16 protein-coding genes are annotated in these 20,610 nt (G+C 56.6%); 5 read left to right on the top strand and 11 right to left on the bottom strand.

Going from position 1 to position 20,610, the window contains the following annotated elements; all coding sequences use genetic code 11:
- Nucleotides 1–48: 48 nt before the first annotated feature.
- The 6 genes from KGP16_RS00415 to xylF form a co-directional block, all read right to left on the bottom strand.
- Nucleotides 49–738 carry a helix-turn-helix transcriptional regulator gene (locus tag KGP16_RS00415; RefSeq protein WP_179248595.1) on the bottom strand — a complete coding sequence of 230 codons (690 nt, stop codon included), beginning with the start codon at nucleotides 736–738 and terminating at the stop codon, nucleotides 49–51.
- Nucleotides 739–998: 260 nt separating this feature from the next.
- The gene (locus tag KGP16_RS00410) at nucleotides 999–2,345 is read right to left on the bottom strand and encodes an esterase-like activity of phytase family protein (RefSeq protein ID WP_223500605.1); all 1,347 of its coding nucleotides are present in this window, start codon (nucleotides 2,343–2,345) and stop codon (nucleotides 999–1,001) included.
- 115 nt (nucleotides 2,346–2,460) lie between these two features.
- Nucleotides 2,461–3,639, bottom strand: a complete 1,179-nt coding sequence (xylR, locus tag KGP16_RS00405) for a D-xylose utilization transcriptional activator XylR (protein WP_223500604.1) — start codon at nucleotides 3,637–3,639, stop codon at nucleotides 2,461–2,463.
- A 51-nt stretch (nucleotides 3,640–3,690) separates the two neighbouring features.
- The gene (gene xylH / locus KGP16_RS00400; RefSeq protein ID WP_021807306.1) at nucleotides 3,691–4,875 is read right to left on the bottom strand and encodes a xylose ABC transporter permease XylH; all 1,185 of its coding nucleotides are present in this window, start codon (nucleotides 4,873–4,875) and stop codon (nucleotides 3,691–3,693) included.
- Nucleotides 4,853–6,394 carry a xylose ABC transporter ATP-binding protein gene (locus KGP16_RS00395; protein ID WP_115160111.1) on the bottom strand — a complete coding sequence of 514 codons (1,542 nt, stop codon included), beginning with the start codon at nucleotides 6,392–6,394 and terminating at the stop codon, nucleotides 4,853–4,855. Before KGP16_RS00395 ends, xylH begins: the two co-directional genes overlap by 23 nt.
- Nucleotides 6,395–6,422: 28 nt before the next feature.
- On the bottom strand, nucleotides 6,423–7,418 hold the full coding sequence (gene xylF, locus KGP16_RS00390; protein ID WP_021807304.1) for a D-xylose ABC transporter substrate-binding protein: 996 nt from the start codon (nucleotides 7,416–7,418) through the stop codon (nucleotides 6,423–6,425).
- Between the two features lie 375 nt (nucleotides 7,419–7,793).
- On the opposite strand from xylF, the gene xylA reads away from it, so the two are divergent.
- On the top strand, nucleotides 7,794–9,113 hold the full coding sequence (gene xylA / locus KGP16_RS00385; RefSeq protein WP_024483256.1) for a xylose isomerase: 1,320 nt from the start codon (nucleotides 7,794–7,796) through the stop codon (nucleotides 9,111–9,113).
- Nucleotides 9,114–9,164: 51 nt separating this feature from the next.
- Nucleotides 9,165–10,616, top strand: a complete 1,452-nt coding sequence (xylB, locus tag KGP16_RS00380) for a xylulokinase (protein ID WP_223500603.1) — start codon at nucleotides 9,165–9,167, stop codon at nucleotides 10,614–10,616.
- Between the two features lie 99 nt (nucleotides 10,617–10,715).
- Here the strand turns inward: xylB and KGP16_RS00375 are convergent, their stop codons facing one another.
- Nucleotides 10,716–11,258, bottom strand: coding sequence for a CS1 type fimbrial major subunit (locus KGP16_RS00375; protein WP_223498669.1), 543 nt, complete (start codon nucleotides 11,256–11,258; stop codon nucleotides 10,716–10,718).
- 333 nt (nucleotides 11,259–11,591) lie between these two features.
- Between KGP16_RS00375 and KGP16_RS00370 the strand changes: the two genes are divergently transcribed.
- Together KGP16_RS00370 and KGP16_RS00365 are read left to right on the top strand one after the other, a co-directional pair.
- Complete coding sequence (locus KGP16_RS00370; protein WP_115160108.1) at nucleotides 11,592–12,143, top strand: cysteine hydrolase family protein; 552 nt, start codon at nucleotides 11,592–11,594, stop codon at nucleotides 12,141–12,143.
- 2 nt (nucleotides 12,144–12,145) lie between these two features.
- Nucleotides 12,146–13,063, top strand: a complete 918-nt coding sequence (locus KGP16_RS00365; RefSeq protein ID WP_223500602.1) for a GlxA family transcriptional regulator — start codon at nucleotides 12,146–12,148, stop codon at nucleotides 13,061–13,063.
- On the opposite strand, the gene KGP16_RS00360 is transcribed toward KGP16_RS00365, so the two are convergent.
- Entirely contained in the window at nucleotides 13,060–14,052 is a 993-nt protein-coding gene (locus KGP16_RS00360; protein WP_223500600.1) for an acyltransferase, read from the bottom strand. The two genes, KGP16_RS00365 and KGP16_RS00360, sit on opposite strands and share 4 nt — an antisense overlap.
- Before the next feature lie 229 nt (nucleotides 14,053–14,281).
- On the opposite strand from KGP16_RS00360, the gene KGP16_RS00355 reads away from it, so the two are divergent.
- Entirely contained in the window at nucleotides 14,282–15,526 is a 1,245-nt protein-coding gene (locus tag KGP16_RS00355) for an MFS transporter (protein WP_223500599.1), read from the top strand.
- A 45-nt stretch (nucleotides 15,527–15,571) separates the two neighbouring features.
- Here KGP16_RS00355 and KGP16_RS00350 read toward each other — a convergent pair whose 3' ends face one another.
- The 3 genes from KGP16_RS00350 to selA form a co-directional block, all read right to left on the bottom strand.
- A complete protein-coding gene (locus KGP16_RS00350; RefSeq protein ID WP_021807296.1) occupies nucleotides 15,572–17,110 on the bottom strand; it encodes an aldehyde dehydrogenase family protein in 1,539 nt (512 codons plus the stop codon).
- Nucleotides 17,111–17,329: 219 nt separating this feature from the next.
- Nucleotides 17,330–19,174 (bottom strand): selenocysteine-specific translation elongation factor, encoded by a 1,845-nt coding sequence (gene selB / locus KGP16_RS00345; protein WP_223500597.1) that lies wholly within the window; start codon nucleotides 19,172–19,174, stop codon nucleotides 17,330–17,332.
- Nucleotides 19,171–20,562, bottom strand: coding sequence for an L-seryl-tRNA(Sec) selenium transferase (gene selA, locus KGP16_RS00340; protein ID WP_223500595.1), 1,392 nt, complete (start codon nucleotides 20,560–20,562; stop codon nucleotides 19,171–19,173). The genes selB and selA overlap by 4 nt, the downstream gene beginning before the upstream one ends.
- Nucleotides 20,563–20,610 lie beyond the last annotated feature (48 nt).

Here is a 20,610-nt window from a genome sequence, read left to right as displayed (position 1 = left end):
AGTACAAACAATAAACTGTACCAAAGGTACAGTTTTGTAGTGAGGTGATTAGCGGATGATATAACAGGGTTTAGAAAATAATGGTGGAATATAAAATTGCCATTGCTGCTTTCTGGCAAAAAATATAAATTCCCGGGTGGTTTCACAATGGACCTTCGCCAGAATATTACTTTTATGGAACTTTATCGTTCTCAACGTTCTGTTGAGAATACCGGCAATTTCTTTCTCCGCCATACCTTGTAACAGCAGAAAAGCCACGACCCACTCCTTAGCGGATAAAATCTCGGAGGGACAAGCAACGGTTAATTTACCGATATCATCACCAGAGACAAAAAAACGTGCGGTGATGGAGTGCAGCGGTTTGATATGGCTGATAATACCAGAGCAATGAGCCTGTTTGTCGTAGTAGGGCATGCGTTCACAATAAAACACGCTGAATATGCGTTTGCTATCGATAGGGAGGATCCCTACTGCCTCAATCTTCCTCATCTCATCAATAACGCGTTGGTCATGGATGGAGATAAAGGGCTTAAAAGGGGCTAGTGCAGAAGGCCTCCCATTTTCTTCCGGCTTCAGCAATAGGCCATATCTGGCATTGGCATACACGGGCTTTTTATGCACGTCCTTTAAACACCAGGCCTCATCACTTGACTCCCACGCAATCAGGATCTCCAAAGGAATAGCAATAGCTAACGAATTTAATTTCGCAATAATACTTTCGGTACTGACACGAGACATTTTCCCACCTTCAATCCTTGGTGCCATTATTCGCAATACAAATGGCGACATAGTGTAAAACGCCCAGAGCAGACTACCAGAAAGCCAACCTGAAGCGGCAAGATTGAAAGTAACGTTTTATTAATATACTTACCTGAAAGTGACCGTGCCCTATATCTACGATGCGCCCCCAAAAACGGGGTCACTTAACGTATTTCTTCATCAGCGGAATAAGAAAGCCTTCCCCCAATCAGGAGAAGGCTTGGCGATAAAGGAGAGTTTTACGGCTGTAGCAGGGCTTTCACATCCAGCAAAATAAACTCGTTATCATCTGCCACGTTGGGTTCGCGGCTGGAAGAGAACGGGAAATTATTGTCGTTCCCCACGATGATATGGTTGCCATCCACCACGTCGACATTCTCGATAGTAAAGAACGGGAAGGTCAGCACGCCGTTATTCAGCGGTTTACGCGCCAGCTTCTGTGGGTCCTGAATGTTCAGCAAATCGATATACGCCCGTTTTTCCACCGGTTTGCCGACGTTGGCGTCGGAAAACGCTATTTTGTACACCCGTTTGAATTTGGCGATCTGGCTGAAGCAGTTATCCATTGGCGCGCCTGCCGCACAGGCTTTATCGGCAGTACCTTCACCATTATCACGTTCGATCACCAGCCCGTGGGTGGCGTCGATCATATTGAAATCACCGATGGCATTCTGATTGTCTTCCAACACGTACTGCCAGCTGCGGCCAGTCCATACCTGCTGTTTGACGTCAAACTCCAGCACCCGCAGGTAGCGTTTGCCCGCCACGTTCTCAAACTGTTCGCCGTCCCACAGCGCCCCTTCCAGCAGGGGATACAGCTTGCCGCCATCCGGTGATACAGCCATTCCTTCAAAGCCCTTGGAGCGCGCGACCTGGAAGTTCTGCTTGCCGTCCGGCGCACCCGGCAGCGTCAGCGTCGGGTTATCCGGTGATTTCACTACTTTGCCGTCAACCTGGGTATCAAACACCGCCAGCACCTTGCCGTTCAGATCCGCTTTAATCAGGTAAGGGCCAAATTCATCGCCGATCCATAGGGCATCGTCGGCAAACTGGAAGCTTTCCGGGTCGAAATCGCTGCCGGTCAGGTAACGTTTGTCGGTGCTTTCATTGACGATATGGAACGGGACTTTTTTATCGGGATCGTGCAGGAACAGCGTTTTTAGCGGCGTTACCGTGCCTTCCTTGAAATCGATACGGTAATGGTTGAGATACAGCATGGCGTCCGGCGAGTTGGCTTTACTGCCAAATCCGTTATCGGTCAGCACCCAGTAGGTGCCATCCGGCATGTGTTTGATACCGGAATGCCCCTGCAACGGCTGACCATTGATGGGTAGCCCGATGCCGGTCAGCCGATCCGCAGATTTCCCCGCTACGCTACCCAGTTCGGTGATGCGTTTGCCGCTGGTGTATTTACCGCTCTGTTGCAGATCGGTTGGTGCATCCTGGGGGGCCGTGACGCTGGACTTCACCGGTAATACGGCGTGCCCGGCCAGCACGGCGGGGACTTCCTGAGCCTGCGCCCATAGCGTGGTGCTGAATGCCAAGCAACTGGCCAGCAGTGCCAGGCGGGAGGGTAATTTATGCATATAATGAATTCCCTGGTTATGGTTTTGCCCAAAGGTAAAAAGCAACGCCACTATAGGGAGCCGTAATGACAGAAATATTATCTGCCACGTAACAAACAATGCCCACGCTGCGGTTTCAATAGCCAGCCTCCCCAAAACGGTCGCGGCACTCTTTGGGCGTCATGTCATAGCCCTTCTTGAACACCGAATAGAAGTACTGCAACGATGGATAGCCACACATCTGGGAAATTTCGTTGATGGGTAACGAGGTCGCGGTGAGTAAGTTGCGGGCGCGATCGAGCTTCTCTTGGTGGATGGCGTTATGGATCGTCTGGCCGGTTTCATCCTTGAAGCGCTTTTCCAGATTGGAACGGGACATGCCCACCGCATCCAGTACCTGCTCCACCTTGATCCCCTTGCAGGCATGGTAACGGATATAGTGCATGGCCTGGATCACCGCCGGGTCACGCAGTGAACGGAAATCGGTAGACCGCCGTTCAATCACCTTCACCGGTGGCACCAGAATGCGCTGTAGCGGCAGCTCGCGCTGATCAAGCAGTTGATGCAACAGCTTGGCGGCACGATAGCCCATCTGGCGTGTCCCCTGCACCACCGACGACAACGCCACGCGCGACAGATAGCGCGTCAGCTCTTCGTTATCGATGCCAATCACACAGAGTTTTTCCGGCACAGGAATATCCAGGTGCTCGCACACTTGTAACAAGTGGCGCGCCCGCGCATCAGTAACGGCTATGATCCCGGTCTGCTGGGGCAAGGTCTGCACCCAGTCCGCCAGGCGATTCTGGGCGTATTGCCAGTTCTCCGGCGCGGTTTCCATCCCCTGATACACCACCCCCTGATACTGTTCCGCAGCCACCAACTGGCGGAAATCCTGTTCACGCTCCTGCGCCCAGCGCTTACCCCCCTCCACCGGCAGGCCATAGAATGCAAAGCGGTTCAGCCCTTTTTCTTTCAGGTGCATAAACGCCGCTTCCACCAGCGCATGGTTGTCGGTAGCGATGTAATGCACCGGCGGGTAATCCGCCTCCCGATGGTAAGAGCCCCCGACGCCAACCAGCGGCACCTGGACGTTACGCAACAGCTGCTCAATATTCCGGTCGTCGAAATCGGCGATCACGCCGTCCCCCAGCCAGTCCTTGATATTATCGATGCGGCAACGGAAATCCTCTTCGATAAAGATATCCCAATCGCTTTGCGACGCCTGTAAATACTCGCCAACGCCCTCCACCACCTGGCGGTCGTACACTTTATTGGCGTTGAACAGCAGCGTAATACGGTAGCGCTTCTTAAACATGGGGGCTCCCCAGCAATAAATACGGCTACAGCTACAAGTGTGAAGCCACGCCTACACCCGGCGTTTGGTCGCGGAATCCATCCACACCGCCAGCAGCAGGATCGCGCCTTTGACGATATATTGCCAGAACGTCGGCACGTCCAACATGCTCATGCCGTTATCCAATGAGGCCATGATAAACGCCCCCATCACCGCTCCCGCCACGCTACCGATCCCCCCGGCCAGGCTGGTGCCACCGATCACGCAGGCGGCGATAGCATCCAGCTCGGCAATGTTACCGGCAGAGGGCGAACCGGCCCCCAGGCGCGAACTAAGGATCAGCCCGGCAATCGCCACCATCAGGCCGTTGATGGCAAACACTGCCAGCTTGGTACGTTCAACGTTAACCCCGGAAAGCCGTGCGGCATCAATATTACCGCCGATGGCATAAATACGGCGGCCAAAGGCGGTACGCGACGCCATAAAGATCCCAGCCAGCATCAATGCGGTCAGGATCAGCACCGGCGTTGGCACCCCGCGATAGTCGTTCAGCAGGTAAATCGCCCCTAATACCAGGATGGCCATGATGCTCTGCCGGGTGATATCACCGCTCGCTGCCGCTACCGGCAAGCCCAGTTGTGTACGTCTACTGCGCCGCCGCCACTGCCAGGCCACAAACAGCATCAGGCCGACCGCGCCAATGCCAAAACCCACTCCGTTAGGCAGGTAGCTCTGGCCAATCTGCGACATGGCATTGCTGGTGGGTGACACGGTGGTGCCATTGGTAATGCCGATTAGAATGCCGCGAAACGCCAACATCCCCGCCAGGGTGACGATAAACGAAGGAACTTTACGATAGGCGACCCACCAGCCATTCCAGGCCCCCAGCAATAGCCCCGCCAACAGCGTGACCACGATGGTCAACGGCAACGGCCAGCCGAACCAGACGTCAAATATCGCCGCCGCGCCCCCCAATAGCCCCATCATTGAACCAACGGAAAGGTCGATCTCCGCCGAAATAATCACGAACACCATGCCCACCGCCAGAATGCCGGTGATCGCCGTCTGGCGCAGCAGGTTGGAGATGTTACGGGCGCTGAGATAGGCCCCTTCGGTGGTAAAGGTAAAGAACAGCATGATGACGGCGATCGCCGCCAACATCACGAACACCTGCAAGTTGACGGTTTTCAGCCCGAACAGCGGCTTTTTTGCCCCCACTGGCGGCAGGCTGGCTTCAGATTGCGTGCTTTTCAACATGTGTTTCACTCCTCAAGGCCGCTTCCATTACCTGTTCCTGGGTCAGATCGCGGTTCACCAGATCGGCTTTAATCTGCCCCTGGTGCATCACCAATACCCGATCGCTTAACCCCAGCACCTCCGGCAATTCGGAGGACACCACAATCACCGCGAGCCCCCGCTGTGCCAATTGATTGATTAACTTGTAAATCTCTTGCTTGGCACCGATATCAATGCCGCGCGTTGGCTCATCCAGAATGAGGATTTGCGGGTTCAGCAACAGGCACTTCGCCAGGATGGCTTTCTGCTGGTTACCCCCGCTGAGACGGGCAATAGCCAGCTCCGCAGAAGACGTTTTTACCCGTAGCCGTGCCAGCGATTGTTGGATAGTTGCCTGCTCCTGTGCATCATCCAGCACCGTCAATGCGCCACTGAAATCCCCCAGCGCCGCCAACGTCATATTGGCCCCCACGCCCATTACCGGCACGATGCCATCGCGCTTGCGGTCTTCTGGCACCATGGCGATGCCATATCGCATTGCCTCGCGGCAGTTGGTGATGGTGGCGGCCTGCCCTGCGATGGTGATCTTGCCCTGCCAACGCCCCGCATAGGCGCCAAACAGGCACTGCATGGTTTCGGTACGCCCGGAGCCAACCAGCCCGGCCACGCCGAGGATCTCCCCACGCCGTAGGGTAAAAGACACATTATCGGCCCGGCGGATATGGCGGTTGACCGGGTGCCAGGCAGTGAGGTTTTCCACCTGCAGGACCACCTCACCGATGGTATGGGGTTCCTGCGGATACAGCTCGGTCAGCTCACGGCCAACCATCATGGCGATGATATCGTCCTCGCTCATCTCCGCCGCAGGCCGGGTGCCAATGTGCTTGCCATCGCGGATCACACAGATAAAGTCCGAGATCGCTTTCACCTCGTTGAGCTTGTGCGAAATATAGATACAGGCGATCCCGTGATCGCGCAGATCCGCAATGATCGCCAGCAACGTGGCGGTTTCACTTTCGGTCAATGAGGCGGTGGGTTCATCGAGTACCAGCAGGCGCACCTGTTTGTTCAAGGCCTTGGCAATCTCCACCAACTGCTGTTGGCCCAACCCCAGTTCACCCACGCGGGTATTAGGGTCAACCTCCAGCTTGACCTGCGCCAGCATGCGCTGGCAGCGCAGGTACATGTTGTCGTAATCCATCACCCCATAGCGGCCCCACTCGTTGCCGAGAAACAGGTTCTCCAGCACCGTCATCTGCTTCACCAGGGCCAATTCCTGGTGAATGATGGCGATGCCTTTCTGCTCGGTATCGCGAATGGTTTTCGCCGTAACAATCTCACCCGAAAAATAAATATCGCCCTGATAACTGCCGTGCGGATATATTCCGCACAGCACTTTCATCAAGGTGGATTTTCCTGAGCCATTTTCACCGCACAAGGATAATACCTGCCCCGCTTCCAAGTGCAGGCTGACATTATCCACGGCTTTCACTGCGCCGAATTGTTTAGTGATATTTCGCATTTCTAACAGGCAGGGCATTATTCACTCCCCCCAGATGGCATTGCCATTAATTAAGATCGGATTGCTTATGGAAACCATCGGCAATAACCGTACTGTCGATATTCGTTTTATCCACCTGTACCGGGGTTAATAACCAGGCCGAAACCTCTTTACTGCCATTATTTAATTTGGCATTGGACTTGGGTTGTTCCCCTTTGCCCAGTTGCACGGCGATATCCGCCGCTTCGTCGGCCAGCTTGCTGATCGGTTTATAGACCGTCATAGTTTGGGTGCCCGCCACGATGCGTTTTACCGCCGCCAGATCGGCGTCCTGACCAGAGATCGCCACCTTCCCCGCCAGCCCTTGTGCAGCCAGTGCCTGAATGGCTCCACCGGCGGTGGCATCGTTGGAGGCCACGACCGCGTCGATATGGTTATTGTTGGCCGTCAGGGCGTTTTCCATGATCTTCAGCGCGTTTTCCGGCAGCCAGCCGTCGGCCCACTGATCGCCCACCACCTTGATCTTGCCGCTGTCGATCAGCGGTTGCAGCACGGTCATCTGCCCCTTGCGGAACAGCTTGGCGTTATTATCCACCGGCGAGCCGCCCATCAGGAAGTAGTTGCCCTGTGGCACGCGCTGCACCAGGCTTTCCGCCTGCATTTCACCCACTTTCTCATTATCAAACGAGATGTAGAAATCGATATCGGCATTGTTGATCATGCGGTCATAGGCCAGAACCTTGATACCTTCACGCTTCGCCTCGCTGATCACGTTGCTCAGCACCTGGCCGTTATAAGGGATGATCACCAGAACATCGACGCCGCGGTTGATCATATTCTCGATCTGCGCCATTTGGGTTTCTTCATTGCCGTTGGCCGACTGAACAAACACATCGGCCCCCAGGGCGTTGGCTTTCTTGACAAAAATATCGCGGTCTTTTTGCCAACGTTCCAGACGCAGGTCGTCGATAGCCATACCGATTTTAATCTGTTGGCTGTAGCCCGGTTGGCTGGCCAGTAGCAGCAGTGCGCAAGCTGAAAGCAAGAGTGGTTTGAATTTCATTTTATAACCCTTGAGTTGTGTAGGGAAATAGTTATCCGAGGCTTTCAAACGGCAAAATTGAAAGGTAACGAGATAAAACACGAAACTTCCAGTGGATTGTTGTCGCTTATGCGGTGTTCAGCAATTACAGATTTTCACCAGTGAATTACGGTTTTTGGTTTAATGTTGATTTTATGATGGCGGTCATGTTTTAAACCTGTGAAATAACCCGCGGCCAGTAAAACCGGCCCTTCGTTGAATTATGAGATCCCGCGCACATTTAATAATTCTGTGAATTTAAGTGTGAAATAACGTAATTGAGCATTCCGCCGCTTACTCCGAAGATGAGCGCATCCCGCATCCCTTACGCCGGGCACCGTTACCAAGGAGTCACTCATGCAATCCTATTTTGATCAGCTAGAACAGGTTCGTTACGAAGGCACCAGCAGCAATAACCCGTTGGCTTTCCGCCACTACAACCCCGATGAAATCATCCTCGGCAAACGTATGGCCGACCATCTGCGCTTCGCCGCCTGCTACTGGCACACCTTCTGCTGGAACGGGGCAGACATGTTCGGCATCGGGGCCTTCGATCGCCCTTGGCAACAGCCGGGCGAAGCGCTGGAGCTGGCCAAACGCAAGGCCGATGTGGCGTTCGAGTTTTTCCATAAGCTGAACGTGCCTTACTACTGCTTCCACGATATTGACGTGTCACCGGAAGGGGCCACGTTAAAAGAGTATCTGAACAATTTTGCGATCATGACCGATGTGCTGGCTGAGAAACAGCAAAGCAGCGGCGTGAAGCTGCTGTGGGGCACCGCCAACTGCTTCACCCATCCGCGTTACGGTGCCGGGGCGGCGACCAATCCGGATCCGGAAGTCTTCAGCTGGGCAGCCACTCAGGTGTTCACGGCCATGAATGCTACCCACAAACTGGGTGGTGAAAACTATGTGCTGTGGGGCGGGCGCGAAGGCTATGAAACCCTGCTCAATACCGATCTGCGCCAGGAGCGTGAACAGATTGGCCGCTTTATGCAGATGGTGGTTGAGCACAAACATAAGATCGGCTTCCAGGGAACGCTGCTGATCGAGCCCAAACCCCAGGAGCCGACCAAGCATCAGTACGATTACGACGTCGCCACCGTGTACGGTTTCCTTAAACAGTTCGGCCTGGAAAAAGAGATCAAGGTGAACATCGAGGCCAACCACGCCACGCTGGCCGGGCATTCGTTCCACCACGAGATCGCCACCGCCATCGCGCTGGGGATTTTCGGTTCGGTCGATGCCAACCGGGGCGATCCACAGCTAGGTTGGGATACCGATCAGTTCCCGAACAGCGTGGAAGAAAACGCGCTGGTGATGTTCGAAATCCTCAAGGCCGGCGGCTTCACTACCGGCGGGCTGAACTTTGACTCGAAGGTACGCCGCCAAAGTACCGACAAATATGATCTGTTCTACGGCCATATCGGCGCGATGGACACCATGGCGCTGGCGCTGAAAGTGGCCGCCCGCATGATCGAAGATGGTCAGCTACATCAGCAGGTTGCCAAACGCTATGCCGGTTGGAACGGTGAATTGGGCCAACAGATCCTGCAAGGGAAACTGTCGCTCGAAGCGCTGGCACAGCACGCCGAGCAACAGGTGCTGGCCCCACAACATGCCAGCGGGCATCAGGAAAAGCTGGAGAACCTGGTCAACCGCTACCTGTTCGGCTAACTCTCTACGGCGCGGTGGGTCCGCTCACCGCGCTTCAAAGGATCCGTGCTCATGTACATTGGAATCGATCTCGGTACTTCCGGCGTGAAAGTCATCCTGCTAGGCGAGCAAGGCCAACTGCTGGCCAGCCAGAGTGAACCACTGCCCATCTCACGCCCCCATCCCCTATGGTCTGAACAAGACCCGCAAGATTGGTGGCAGGCCACCGACCGCGCCATGTTGGCATTGGCTAAACAGCATAGCCTGCAACAGGTCAAAGCCATTGGCCTGACCGGCCAGATGCATGGCGCAACCTTACTGGATAAACAGCAGCGGGTATTACGCCCGGCCATCCTGTGGAACGATGGCCGCAGCTTTGCGCAATGCCAGGCACTAGAACAAACCGTACCCAACTCACGGGAAATCACCGGCAACCTGATGATGCCCGGCTTCACCGCCCCCAAGCTACTGTGGGTCAAGGAGCACGAGCCACAGATTTTCCAGCAGATCGATAGGGTGTTATTGCCGAAGGATTACCTGCGCTGGTGCATCACCGGCGAGTTTGCCAGCGATATGTCCGATGCCGCAGGGACAATGTGGCTGAACGTCGCCAAACGTGACTGGAGCGACGCCATGCTTGATGCCTGCGAGCTGACGCGTGAGCAGATGCCTGCGCTGTTTGAGGGTAACCAGATCACCGGGCAAGTGCATAGCGAACTGGCCCAACGTTGGGGGATGGCGCCGGTGCCGGTGGTAGCTGGCGGGGGTGACAATGCCGCCGGGGCGATCGGCGTTGGGCTGTATCAGGCCGGGCAGGCGATGCTGTCACTGGGTACCTCTGGCGTCTACTTCGCCGTCAGCGACGGTTTCCTCAGTAACCCGACCAGCGCGGTGCACAGCTTCTGCCATGCGCTGCCGCAGACCTGGCACCTGATGTCGGTGATGCTCAGCGCGGCGTCCTGCCTGGACTGGGCCTGCCAGTTAACCCATGTCGACAGCGTTGCCACCTTGCTGCGTAACGTTGAGCAGGCCGCTCCTGCTGAAACGCCGTTATGGTTCTTGCCCTATCTTTCCGGCGAGCGTACGCCACACAACAACCCGAACGCCAAAGGCGCCTTCTGGGGCTTCACTCATCAACATGGGCCGAACGATCTCGCACGGGCAGTGCTGGAAGGCGTGGGTTTTGCACTGGCGGATGGCATGGGCGTGCTGCATGCCAGCGGCCTGCAACCCACGGCTATCACCTTGATTGGCGGCGGCGCACGTAGCCCGTTCTGGCGCCAGATGCTGGCGGATATCAGCGGCCAACGGCTGGAATACCGCACCGGTGGTGACGTTGGCCCGGCATTAGGTGCCGCGCGTCTGGCACAGATTGCGCTGAACCCTGGGGTATCTTTGAGCACCCTACTGCCTGAATTGCCGTTAGAGCAGGTGCATGAGCCGGATGCTGAACGGCATCAATATTATGCAGCTCAACGCCGCACCTTCCGCGAGCTTTACCGCTGCTTGCAGCCGCTGATGTAATTCACCAACGCCTCTGCCAGGTACATACATATCCAACACCTATGTATGTACTTGGCTGCTCCCGTTGGCATTAGGCTTTAAATCGCTCAGTATTAAGGGCTAAATCGAGCCGGCCGCGATCTCAAACAGCATCACCATTTCCCCGGTATACAAACCTTGGGTGTCGGCATTGCCGTTGCTCTTAGGCGCATTAGCGTTCACCTTCAACTGATAAACGCTTTGATAGCCATTGCCCACCTGAACTTTCTGATCGAAGGTTTGCGCCGCGCCACTAGCACCAAGATCTTTGCCATTGCTGCCTTCACCGGCAAACTTAACCTTCACCCCATCCATTTTATAAGCCGAATCGGTGCGGGCGATCTCAAGTGGATGAACCAGCGACACGTTGAACTGCGGCGTAGTGCTCCAAACCTGTACCGGTATACTGCTGGCGAAAGATTGCTGTGTGCCATCGGTGGCCGCTAAATCCACCGTCTGATACCAATCCCCACCCTGCGGGCGAGAAACAAAAATACTGTCTCCGATAGTGGCGGTGATAGTGATGGTTTTGGTGACCGAAGCGTTGTGTTCTTGTGCCTGACTCATCCCTGAAAAAAACAGCAGTCCACCCGCGATAATTACTGCCAACTGACGTTTTTTCATGTTCGGTTGCCCATTCAGATAAGTTAATCGTTACCGATATGGCTGCCAACAATTCGGTTTCTTATTCCTTTGCTATTGCCCTCCAAAATCGACGATAAATGAAACCTGCACATCATTTGCAGACCAGCGGTTGGGGTCATTACCCTCCTCGTTCCAGTCAAAGGACGGTCAATCAATTATAGTAATCAATACCGCGTTCACCGGGATTATTATCGGTAACCGCCCGCAAACCTCATCCCGTCCGTTGTTGTCATCATGATGGCCGTTTTTGACCTTCTTTCTAGCCTACCGCAAGCGCAGTATGGTCTTACACCAAACTGAGGAGGGCCGAAAATGTCACGTAGCGCACTATTGATCATCGATGTTCAACAATCCTTTCAGCATCGTCCGTTCTGGCAGGAAGACGATCTGCCTGCGTTTCAACAGGCGCTGACACGCCTGATTGCGGGTTGTCAGCAGCAAGGGGTGCCGCTGGTCGACGTATTCCATGTCTCACCTGAGGGACCGTTCTCCTTGGCATCTGGCTACGTGAAACGCCTGCCGTTCCTGAACCATCAGGCTGACGTTACGGTGCAAAAGCGAGTACACAATGCGCTGACTGAATCTGGCCTGGATGCCTGGCTGCGTGAACGCCAGATCAACCATCTGATCATCAGCGGTATCCGCACCGAGCAATGCTGTGAAACCACCACCCGCGTCGCCTCCGATCTGGGTTATAAAGTGACGTTTGTGACCGAAGCCACGCTCACTTTCCCAATGCATCACCCGGACGGCAGCCTCTTTACCCCCGAGCAGTTAAAGCGGCATACTGAAACCGTGCTGGTCGACCGCTTTGCCACTATTGCCAGCGTCGATCAAGCATTGGCGCAACTTTCGCAGGAATAATCATGCCCAAGGCCGTTTACTTTCTGATGCTCCCCAACGTGCTGTTACTGGATGTCAGCGGCCCGGCAGAGGTATTGCGGCTAACCGGGCAGTTCCAGCTGCACTATGTCAGCCCGGTGCCGCAAATTTCCTGCTCCATCGGCATGACCATCGGCCAGCTAGCCCCCTTGCCACAGCGGTGGAACGAAGGGGATATTCTGGTGATACCGGGGGTGGCAGACTCAACGCATTACTTTGCTAGCGAGGAAGCGGCTCTGGCACGCAATTGGCTCCAGGCATTGCGCCCGGCTTTGGCCCAGCGGCAGATAGATCTGGTATGTGTCTGTTCCGGTGCGCTGTTGGCCGCCCAGGCCGGATTGCTCGACGGCTATCATTGCACCACTCACCACGCCGTGATCGAGCGCTTGCGCCAGCAGGCACCGGCAGCACAGGTGAAGGAAAACCGTATTTTTGTTGAGGATCGCGGCGTGTTTACCAGCGCAGGCATCACCGCCGGTATCGATTTGGCCCTGCACCTGGTCAATCAGCACTGTGGGGCTGACCGCGCGCTAGAGATTGCCCGTGAGATGGTGGTGTATTTCCGCCGCTCCGGCGGCGATCCGCAGCTCTCCCCGTGGTTACGCTATCGCAATCATCTGCATCCAGCCGTGCACCGGGCGCAGGATGTGATGGCCGCCGAGCCGGAGGCCGAGTGGTCGGTCCCTCAGGTAGCGGAGAAAGCCCACGTCAGCAGCCGCCATCTGGCCCGGCTGTTCCGTCTGCATATCGGCCTCAGCGTTCGGGAATATCATGAACAGCTGCGGCTGGCGGTCGCACAGCAGCGGCTGCAGCAGGGCTACGGCCTGGAAAAAGCCGCGCTAACCGCAGGCTTCTCCTCTGGGCGCCAACTGCGGCGGGCACAGCAGCGCTGGCAGGCTTAAGACACCAGCCGCCGGGTATCCACTTTCTGTAACCCCATCGACAACAGCAGGCTCACGCCAAGCGCCATGCCAAACACCCAGAAGATATCCAGCAGCGGGTAGGCCGGAAACTCCCAGTGGCGATTACGCATCACGTTAACGATCAGGGCATGAAAGCCGTAGATCGCCAGCGAGTGGCGGGAGATCACGCCTAGCCAGCCGATTGGATTCGGCAGGCAGTTTTTGCACCACACCAGCAGCGAGACCGCCGCCACAAATACCAAGGGGCCGGTGTACATATAAAACGTATCGGCAAAGCTGCCGTTGATAAACATCTGGCTTTTGGTGCCACGGATAATCAGGACCACGCTAGCAACAAAGCACAGCACCGCCAACAGGCTCATACCGCGCCGTTGGGTAGCCATCATGCCGATCGCTCGCCCTGCCAAGGCATACAGCAGGTAATAGAAGGTATCGCCAAAGATGTACAGGTTCACCGGTAGTAGCTGGACATTATCCAGGGTCAGCTTGCTGGTATTAGGGTTGGCGATAATCGCCAGAATGACGATCACCCCGGCCAGATAGCGGCCAGAAACCGGTTTGACGCTGATCAGCGGCGAAAGCAGGTAGACCACCGCAATGGCATAAAAGAACCACAGGTGATAAAACACCGGCTTTTGCAGGATAGCGTGCAACGAGGGCCAAAAGCCGATGCGGGTAAAGCAGGCAATATAAATCAGGGCAATGGCGCTGTAGAACAAAATACAGCAGGTAATGCGGATAAAGTGTTTTTGGTTGGCACTGCGCTCACCAAAAAACAGAAAGCCGGAAATCATAAAGAACAGCGGCACCGAAGCCCGTGAAAGCGAGTTCAATACGTTAGCCATATCCCAGTTATGTTCACCCACAGCCACACCGTTGGCGACGTAGTAGGTGGTCGCGTGGATCATCACCACCATCATGCACGCCAGCGCACGCAAGTTATCTATCCAACCAATTTTATTGCTCATTGCTGCCCGTCAGTTGCCTATAATTCTGTCATAACGAAATGTTAATCAGAGGTTATAGCTCAGGGGGGCGCAGCACAACGCTTAAACGCGCTATTAAGAATGAGCCTAAAATCACCTTATGATTGCCAAGGTGAACAATTGGCGGCAAAATAGCCGCCACAACTCGCTCAGTTTGCGCTCTCCCGCCCTGGCAGTTCCTTATTTCTTCTTTACTATCAGTAAAATAAAAATGAAAACATCATTACCCCCTGCGGCACTTCTGGGCCGACAGGCGCTTTTATTCCCACTTTGTCTGGTGCTGTTCGAATTCGCGACCTATATCGCCAACGATATGATCCAGCCCGGTATGCTGGCGGTCGTGGCCGATTTCAACGCCGGTGTGGAATGGGTGCCCACCTCAATGACCGCCTATCTGGCTGGCGGTATTTTCCTGCAGTGGCTACTTGGCCCGCTGTCAGATCGCCGTGGCCGCCGCCCGGTGATGCTGGCCGGGGTGCTGTTCTTTATCGTCACCTGCCTGGCCATTCTGCTGGTCACCAATATCGAACAGTTTATCGTGATGCGCTTCCTGCAAGGGATCGGCCTGTGCTTTATCGGTGCGGTGGGCTATGCCACCATTCAGGAGTCGTTTGAAGAGGCGACATGTATCAAAATCACCGCGCTGATGGCTAACGTGGCGTTGATCGCCCCGCTGCTGGGGCCGTTGGCCGGGGCTGCCTGGGTTCACGTCGCCTCCTGGCAGAGCATGTTTGTACTGTTTGCCGCCCTGGCCGCGATTGCCTTTGTTGGCCTGTGGAAAGCCATGCCTGAAACCGCCACGCTGCGGGGGGAAGCCTTCTCGGCGGCCAATCTGTGGCGGGACTATCGTCAGGTGCTGGCCAATCGGCGCTTTATCTGTGGTTCATTGGCTATCGGCTTCGCCAGCCTGCCGTTGTTGGCCTGGATTGCCCAGTCTCCGGTGATCCTGATTAAGGGTGAGTCACTCTCAGCGCTGGACTATGGCCTGTTGCAAATCCCGGTGTTTGGCGCGCTGATCCTCGGCAACCTGACGCTGGCTCGCATCACCGGCAAACTCAGTATTGAACGCCCGATCAAGCTGGGCGCATGGCCGATGCTGCTGGGCCTGCTGCTCGCCGCGCTGGCCACGGTATTTTCCGCCCATGCCTACCTGTGGATGACCGCCGGGCTGAGCCTTTACGCTTACGGCATTGGTTTGGCGAACGCCGGTCTGTATCGCCTGACGCTATTTTCCAGCAACGTGAGCAAAGGTGCCGTTTCGGCCGTGATGGGGATGCTGAGCATGTCGGTGTTCACCATCGGGATCGAGTTGGCCAAGGTGGCCTATGTCTGGGGCGGTAACGGATTATTCATCCTGTTCAATCTGGTCAGTGGCCTGTGTTGGCTGATGTTGACGGCGCTGTTCCTCAGCAAACACCGTGGTGGCGCCACTCCCGCACCGAATGTCACAGTGTAATGGTTAACCAGTCCTCTCCCAAAGGGAGAGGACTGGTGTGAGGGTTTAGAACAGCCCCATCGGTTTTTCGGAGTAGCTCACCAGTAGGCACTTGGTCTGCTGATAGTGCTCCAACATCATCTTATGGGTTTCCCGCCCGATCCCCGACTGTTTGTAGCCGCCGAACGCCGCATGTGCAGGGTAAGCATGGTAGCAGTTGGTCCAGACGCGGCCCGCCTGAATGTTGCGCCCCATCTGGTAGGCAATGTTGCCGTTGCGGCTCCACACCCCGGCCCCCAGGCCAAAATCGGTATCATTGGCCAGCGCCAGTGCTTCATCCATATCCTTGAAAGTGGTCACCGCCAGCACCGGGCCAAAAATCTCTTCCTGGAATACCCGCATGCTGTTCTTACCGAACAGAATGGTAGGTTCCATGTAGTACCCTTGCGCCAACCCGCCATCCAGTGCCTTACGTCGGCCACCGGTCAGCACCTTGGCTCCTTCCTGCTTGCCGATCTCGATGTAGTTAAGAATGGTCTTCATCTGCCCTTCGGAAACCTGCGCCCCCATTTGGGTGTTGGCGTCCAGCGGGTTGCCGCTACGGATGCTCTCCACCCGTTTGATCGCCCGCTCCATAAAGCGCTCGTAGATCGATTCCTGCACCAGCGCCCGGCTCGGACAGGTACAGACTTCCCCCTGGTTAAAGGCAAACAGCGCAAAGCCTTCCAGCGCCTTGTCGAAGAACGAGTCCTCTTTGTCCATCACGTCGGCAAAGAAGATGTTGGGTGACTTGCCGCCCAGTTCCAGCGTCACCGGAATGATGTTCTGGGTGGCGTAGCCCATGATTTGGCGGCCCACTTCGGTCGAACCGGTAAAGGCCACTTTAGCGATGCGCTTGGAGGTGGCCAGATATTCCCCGATTTCACCACCTGCGCCGTTGACCACGTTGATCACCCCTGGCGGCAGGATGTCCTGGATCAGTTCCATCAGCACCAGCACCGATAGCGGCGTCAGCTTGGCCGGTTTCAGCACGATGCAGTTACCCGCCGCCAGAGCCGGAGCCATCTTCCAACAGGCCATCAGCAGCGGGAAGTTCCACGGAATGATTTGTGCCACCACACCCAGCGGTTCGTGGAAGTGATAGGCCACCGTCTCTGAGTCGATCTCACTAATCCCGCCCTCTTGCGCTCGTACGCAGGCAGCAAAGTAGCGGAAATGGTCGATAGCTAACGGAACGTCGGCATTGACGGTTTCGCGGATCGGTTTGCCGTTATCCCAGGTTTCTGCCGCCGCCAGCAGATCGATATTCTGCTCCATGCGATCGGCGACCCGGTTGAGCAAATTGGCGCGCGCCTGCACCGACATTTTCCCCCATGCCCCTTTGGCATCGTGGGCCGCATCCAGCGCCAACTCGATATCCTGGGAGGAGGAGCTGGCCACTTCGCACAGCGTCTGGCCGGTGATCGGCGTCAGGTTGGTGTAATACTCGCCCTGTACCGGCGCCACCCAGGCACCACCGATAAAGTTGTCATAACGTTTTTTCAGCTTGAGAGGAAACCCGGTGTTTTCAGGCGTGAGGTGACTTGCCGTAGTGGTATTCGCCATTTGTATCTCCTTCTAACGTGGCTGCAACCTTACCGCCCGGAGACGGTAAGCAGGTTCACGGCCACATGGCCGCAGATCCGGTGATCAAACTTAAGAAGCGGTGAACGATCTCTAGCCGGAATGATAGGGGTTTATGAGGAGAAATGGCGAAACAATGCTCAAACGCATGAGGGGTGTCACAATCTTTTAAACTGGGTGCAACAATATGCACCCATAATTTCAACCGCCAAACAGCCCGCGATCCCGCAGCAGGTGCTGGTTCCCCTTACGCCGGGTAAAGCCGCTGCGATCGAAGAATTCCAGCACCTGGATCGCCAGCTTGCGGCCAACCCCCAGCCGATCGCGGAAATCACCAGCATTGGTGCTGCCTTGCGTGGCGTCCAGCTCGCGGATCATTGCGGCAAACTGTTCGATACGCTGGCTGAGGTAGTAGCGATCGACCACCACGGCGGTGACGTAACCAAGCTGTGCCGCCTTGCGCAACGCGGCGCGAACGCTGTTTTCCTCTTCGCCCAACGAGGCGGCCAGATCGCGCACCCACCAGGGATCGTCACTAAACAGCGGCTCAATGCGGCTCCACAGCGCCTGTTGCTCGCTGCTGAATGCCAAACCGTGGTCCGGCAGGTGCAGCCAGCCGCGCGTATTGCGCAGCAACCCCGCCGCCAGCAGCCGATCGATCATCATAAATACCAGCGGCTCATGCAGCGCCGGTAACGCCATTCGGCGCAGACGAGCCCGCCCCAGGCCTAGCTGATCGGCATGTTGCTGATGGTATTCGGCCAACACCTGCAACAGGCGTTGCTCATGCGCTTGCACGTTGGTTGGGGCTAGCGCCATGTCGCCGGAGATCATCAGGGCATAGCCCGCCAGCAGTTCCTGCAGACCGTCATCCGTCAGTTGTCGCGCCCAGGCAAACGCGGCCAAATCCAGTGCGCCACCCGGCAAGCGCAAATCCAGCACCTGCCCATCGCTGGATGCCTGAGCCAGCGCGGCCAGCCAGGCCAGATATTCCGGCTGACGCTTGCCCCGTTTCGGCGAGGAAAGCCCCAGCACGCGTGCAGCCCCCAACGTTTGGCGTGCGCTGATATCCCGCAGTACCAACCGATCGTTTTCCACCAGCCACAGCGGACGATCGAGGATCAGCTCCGCCAGGTTATCGGCCAGCAGCGCAATGCGCCCGGTAATATGGCTGGCGGCATGGTGAATATGTAGCGACTGCCAGTGTTGGATCGGCGCATCGGCCTCTATCGCTACCAGAATACGTTCTGCCGCCGCTGGCGGTTGTTGCGCCAACAGCCAGTCGCCCCGCGTTAGCTGGTCTTTGCTGACGTCACCGCTGATATTCAGCGCAATGCGCTGCCCGGCAACCGCTTGATCTGTCGCCTGATTCTGCGCATGCAAGCCGCGCACCCGCACTGGCACGTCCGCACCGGTCAGCCACAGCGTATCGCCTACCGCTACGCTGCCGCCCAGTGCCGTCCCTGTCACCACCAGCCCGGCACCCTTGACGCTGAAGGCGCGATCCACCGCCAGGCGAAAACGGCGTGATAGTAGTAAGTGCTCACCGGGTTGCAACGCCAACAGATGCTGGCGCAGCTCATCAATACCTTCCCCCAGGGCAGCCGCGGTAACAAACACCGGCACATCATGCCAGCCCTGCTGCGCCAATTCGGCCAATACCTGGGTTTGCACTTCGGCGATTCGTGCAGGATCTACACGGTCAGCTTTGGTTAACGCCACCGTCAACTGCGCTCTGCCGCTCAGGCGCAGGATCGCCAGGTGCTCGCGGGTTTGCGCCATTACGCCATCGTCGCAGGCCACCACCAGCAGCGCATGGTCGATGCCGCCAATGCCCGCCAGCATGTTAGCGAGGAATTTTTCATGGCCGGGAACGTCGATAAACCCCAGCACGCGGCCATCTGGCTGCGGCCAATAGGCATAACCAAGATCGATGGTCATGCCACGGCGTTGCTCCTCCGGCAGGCGATCGGCATTGATGCCGGTGATCGCCTGTAGCAGGGTGGTTTTGCCGTGGTCGACATGGCCAGCGGTGGCGATAATCATGCGCTCAGCGCCTCAACCAGTGCGCCCTCCTGTTCCAGGCAACGCAGATCGAGCCACAGTTTGCCGTCGTTGATGCGGCCAATGACCGGCTGCGGCAAGCTACGCCACTGCTGGGCCAAGCCTTCTAACGTTGCGCCTCGCCCATCAAGTGGAGCAAAGGTCAACGCGTAGCTCGGCAGGCGATCTACTGGCAACGAACCGCTGCCAATCTGTGACCAGCACGGCTCGCTGCGCAACTCGAAGCGACCAGCAAACCGCGGAGCCAACTGGCTCTGCAAACGCTCGGCTGTTTCCTGCATCTGTTGCTGTGGACGGGTCAGTAAGCGCAAGGTAGGTAAATGTTCTGCCAGTAACTCCGGCTGTTGATACAACCGCAGCGTGGCTTCCAGCGCCGCCAGCGTGATTTTGCCGACGCGCAGGGCGCGCTTGAGTGGATGCTGTTGCAAACGGGCGATGAGATCTTTTTTGCCGACGATAATCCCGGCCTGCGGCCCGCCCAGCAGTTTATCACCGGAGAAGGTCACCAGATCGACACCGGCGGCAATCAGGCGTTGCGGCATCGGTTCGGCTGGCAAGCCGTATTGCGCCATGTCGATCAGCGAGCCACTGCCCAAATCGGTCGCCACAGGAATGCCGTGTTCATGGCCCAACACCGCCAGTTCGCTTTCATCGACCGCAGCGGTAAACCCTTGAATGCTGTAATTACTGGTGTGCACCTTCATCAACAGGCCGGTTTGCTCGTTGATGGCGGCACGATAATCTTTCAGATGTGTACGGTTGGTGGTGCCAACTTCCACCAGTTGACAGCCCGCCTGGCGCATGACGTCCGGGATGCGGAACGCGCCGCCAATCTCCACCAGCTCGCCACGTGATACCACCACCTGCTGGCCCGGTGCCACTGCCGCCAACATCAATAGCACCGCCGCCGCGTTATTGTTGACGATGCAGGCATCTTCCGCCCCGGAGAGCTGGCAGAGCAAGTCCGCGATGGCCCGATCGCGATGTCCACGGCCTGCGCCATCCAAATCGTATTCCAGCGTCACGGCACTGCTCATGGCACTGACCACCGCATCCACTGCCGGTTGCGCCAACAGCGCTCGCCCCAGATTAGTGTGCAACACAGTGCCGCTGAGGTTAAACACCGGTTGCAACGCCGGGCGCTGCTGTTGTTCCAGGCGAGCCTGTAGCGCCTGTGGCCAGTCCTGACACCAGGCGGGCAGCTGTTGCTGCGTCTTGATGGCTTCACGCGCCTGCGCCTGCATCTGGCGCAGTAGTTCGCTGATAAGCGTCTGGCCGTGTTTGGCGACGGCGGGCTCAACCGCAGGATCGCGCAGCAGGCGGTCGATGGCAGGTAACTGGCTGTATAGGTGCTGGGATTCAGTGCTCATGGTCACTCGGTTTTCAATGTCCGGTTATCGGCAAACTGGCTTGTTGGC

It is taken from the genome of Serratia sp. JSRIV006, assembly GCF_019968685.1.
Classification (GTDB): Bacteria; Pseudomonadota; Gammaproteobacteria; order Enterobacterales; family Enterobacteriaceae; genus Chania; species Chania fonticola_B.
The sequence above is the reverse complement of the archived record's forward strand: the minus strand, read 5'-3'. Positions and strand labels throughout refer to the sequence as shown.

Coding starts and splice junctions, on each gene's coding strand:
- KGP16_RS00365 (WP_223500602.1), top strand. CDS start 12,146: ATGCCCAAGGCCGTTTACTTTCTGATGCTCCCCAACGTGCTGTTACTG.
- selA (WP_223500595.1), bottom strand. CDS start 20,562: ATGAGCACTGAATCCCAGCACCTATACAGCCAGTTACCTGCCATCGAC.
- xylA (WP_024483256.1), top strand. CDS start 7,794: ATGCAATCCTATTTTGATCAGCTAGAACAGGTTCGTTACGAAGGCACC.
- KGP16_RS00395 (WP_115160111.1), bottom strand. CDS start 6,394: ATGCCCTGCCTGTTAGAAATGCGAAATATCACTAAACAATTCGGCGCA.
- KGP16_RS00355 (WP_223500599.1), top strand. CDS start 14,282: ATGAAAACATCATTACCCCCTGCGGCACTTCTGGGCCGACAGGCGCTT.
- KGP16_RS00415 (WP_179248595.1), bottom strand. CDS start 738: ATGTCTCGTGTCAGTACCGAAAGTATTATTGCGAAATTAAATTCGTTA.
- selB (WP_223500597.1), bottom strand. CDS start 19,174: ATGATTATCGCCACCGCTGGCCATGTCGACCACGGCAAAACCACCCTG.
- KGP16_RS00350 (WP_021807296.1), bottom strand. CDS start 17,110: ATGGCGAATACCACTACGGCAAGTCACCTCACGCCTGAAAACACCGGG.
- xylR (WP_223500604.1), bottom strand. CDS start 3,639: ATGTTTAAGAAGCGCTACCGTATTACGCTGCTGTTCAACGCCAATAAA.
- xylF (WP_021807304.1), bottom strand. CDS start 7,418: ATGAAATTCAAACCACTCTTGCTTTCAGCTTGCGCACTGCTGCTACTG.
- KGP16_RS00370 (WP_115160108.1), top strand. CDS start 11,592: ATGTCACGTAGCGCACTATTGATCATCGATGTTCAACAATCCTTTCAG.
- KGP16_RS00375 (WP_223498669.1), bottom strand. CDS start 11,258: ATGAAAAAACGTCAGTTGGCAGTAATTATCGCGGGTGGACTGCTGTTT.
- xylH (WP_021807306.1), bottom strand. CDS start 4,875: ATGTTGAAAAGCACGCAATCTGAAGCCAGCCTGCCGCCAGTGGGGGCA.
- KGP16_RS00360 (WP_223500600.1), bottom strand. CDS start 14,052: ATGAGCAATAAAATTGGTTGGATAGATAACTTGCGTGCGCTGGCGTGC.
- xylB (WP_223500603.1), top strand. CDS start 9,165: ATGTACATTGGAATCGATCTCGGTACTTCCGGCGTGAAAGTCATCCTG.
- KGP16_RS00410 (WP_223500605.1), bottom strand. CDS start 2,345: ATGCATAAATTACCCTCCCGCCTGGCACTGCTGGCCAGTTGCTTGGCA.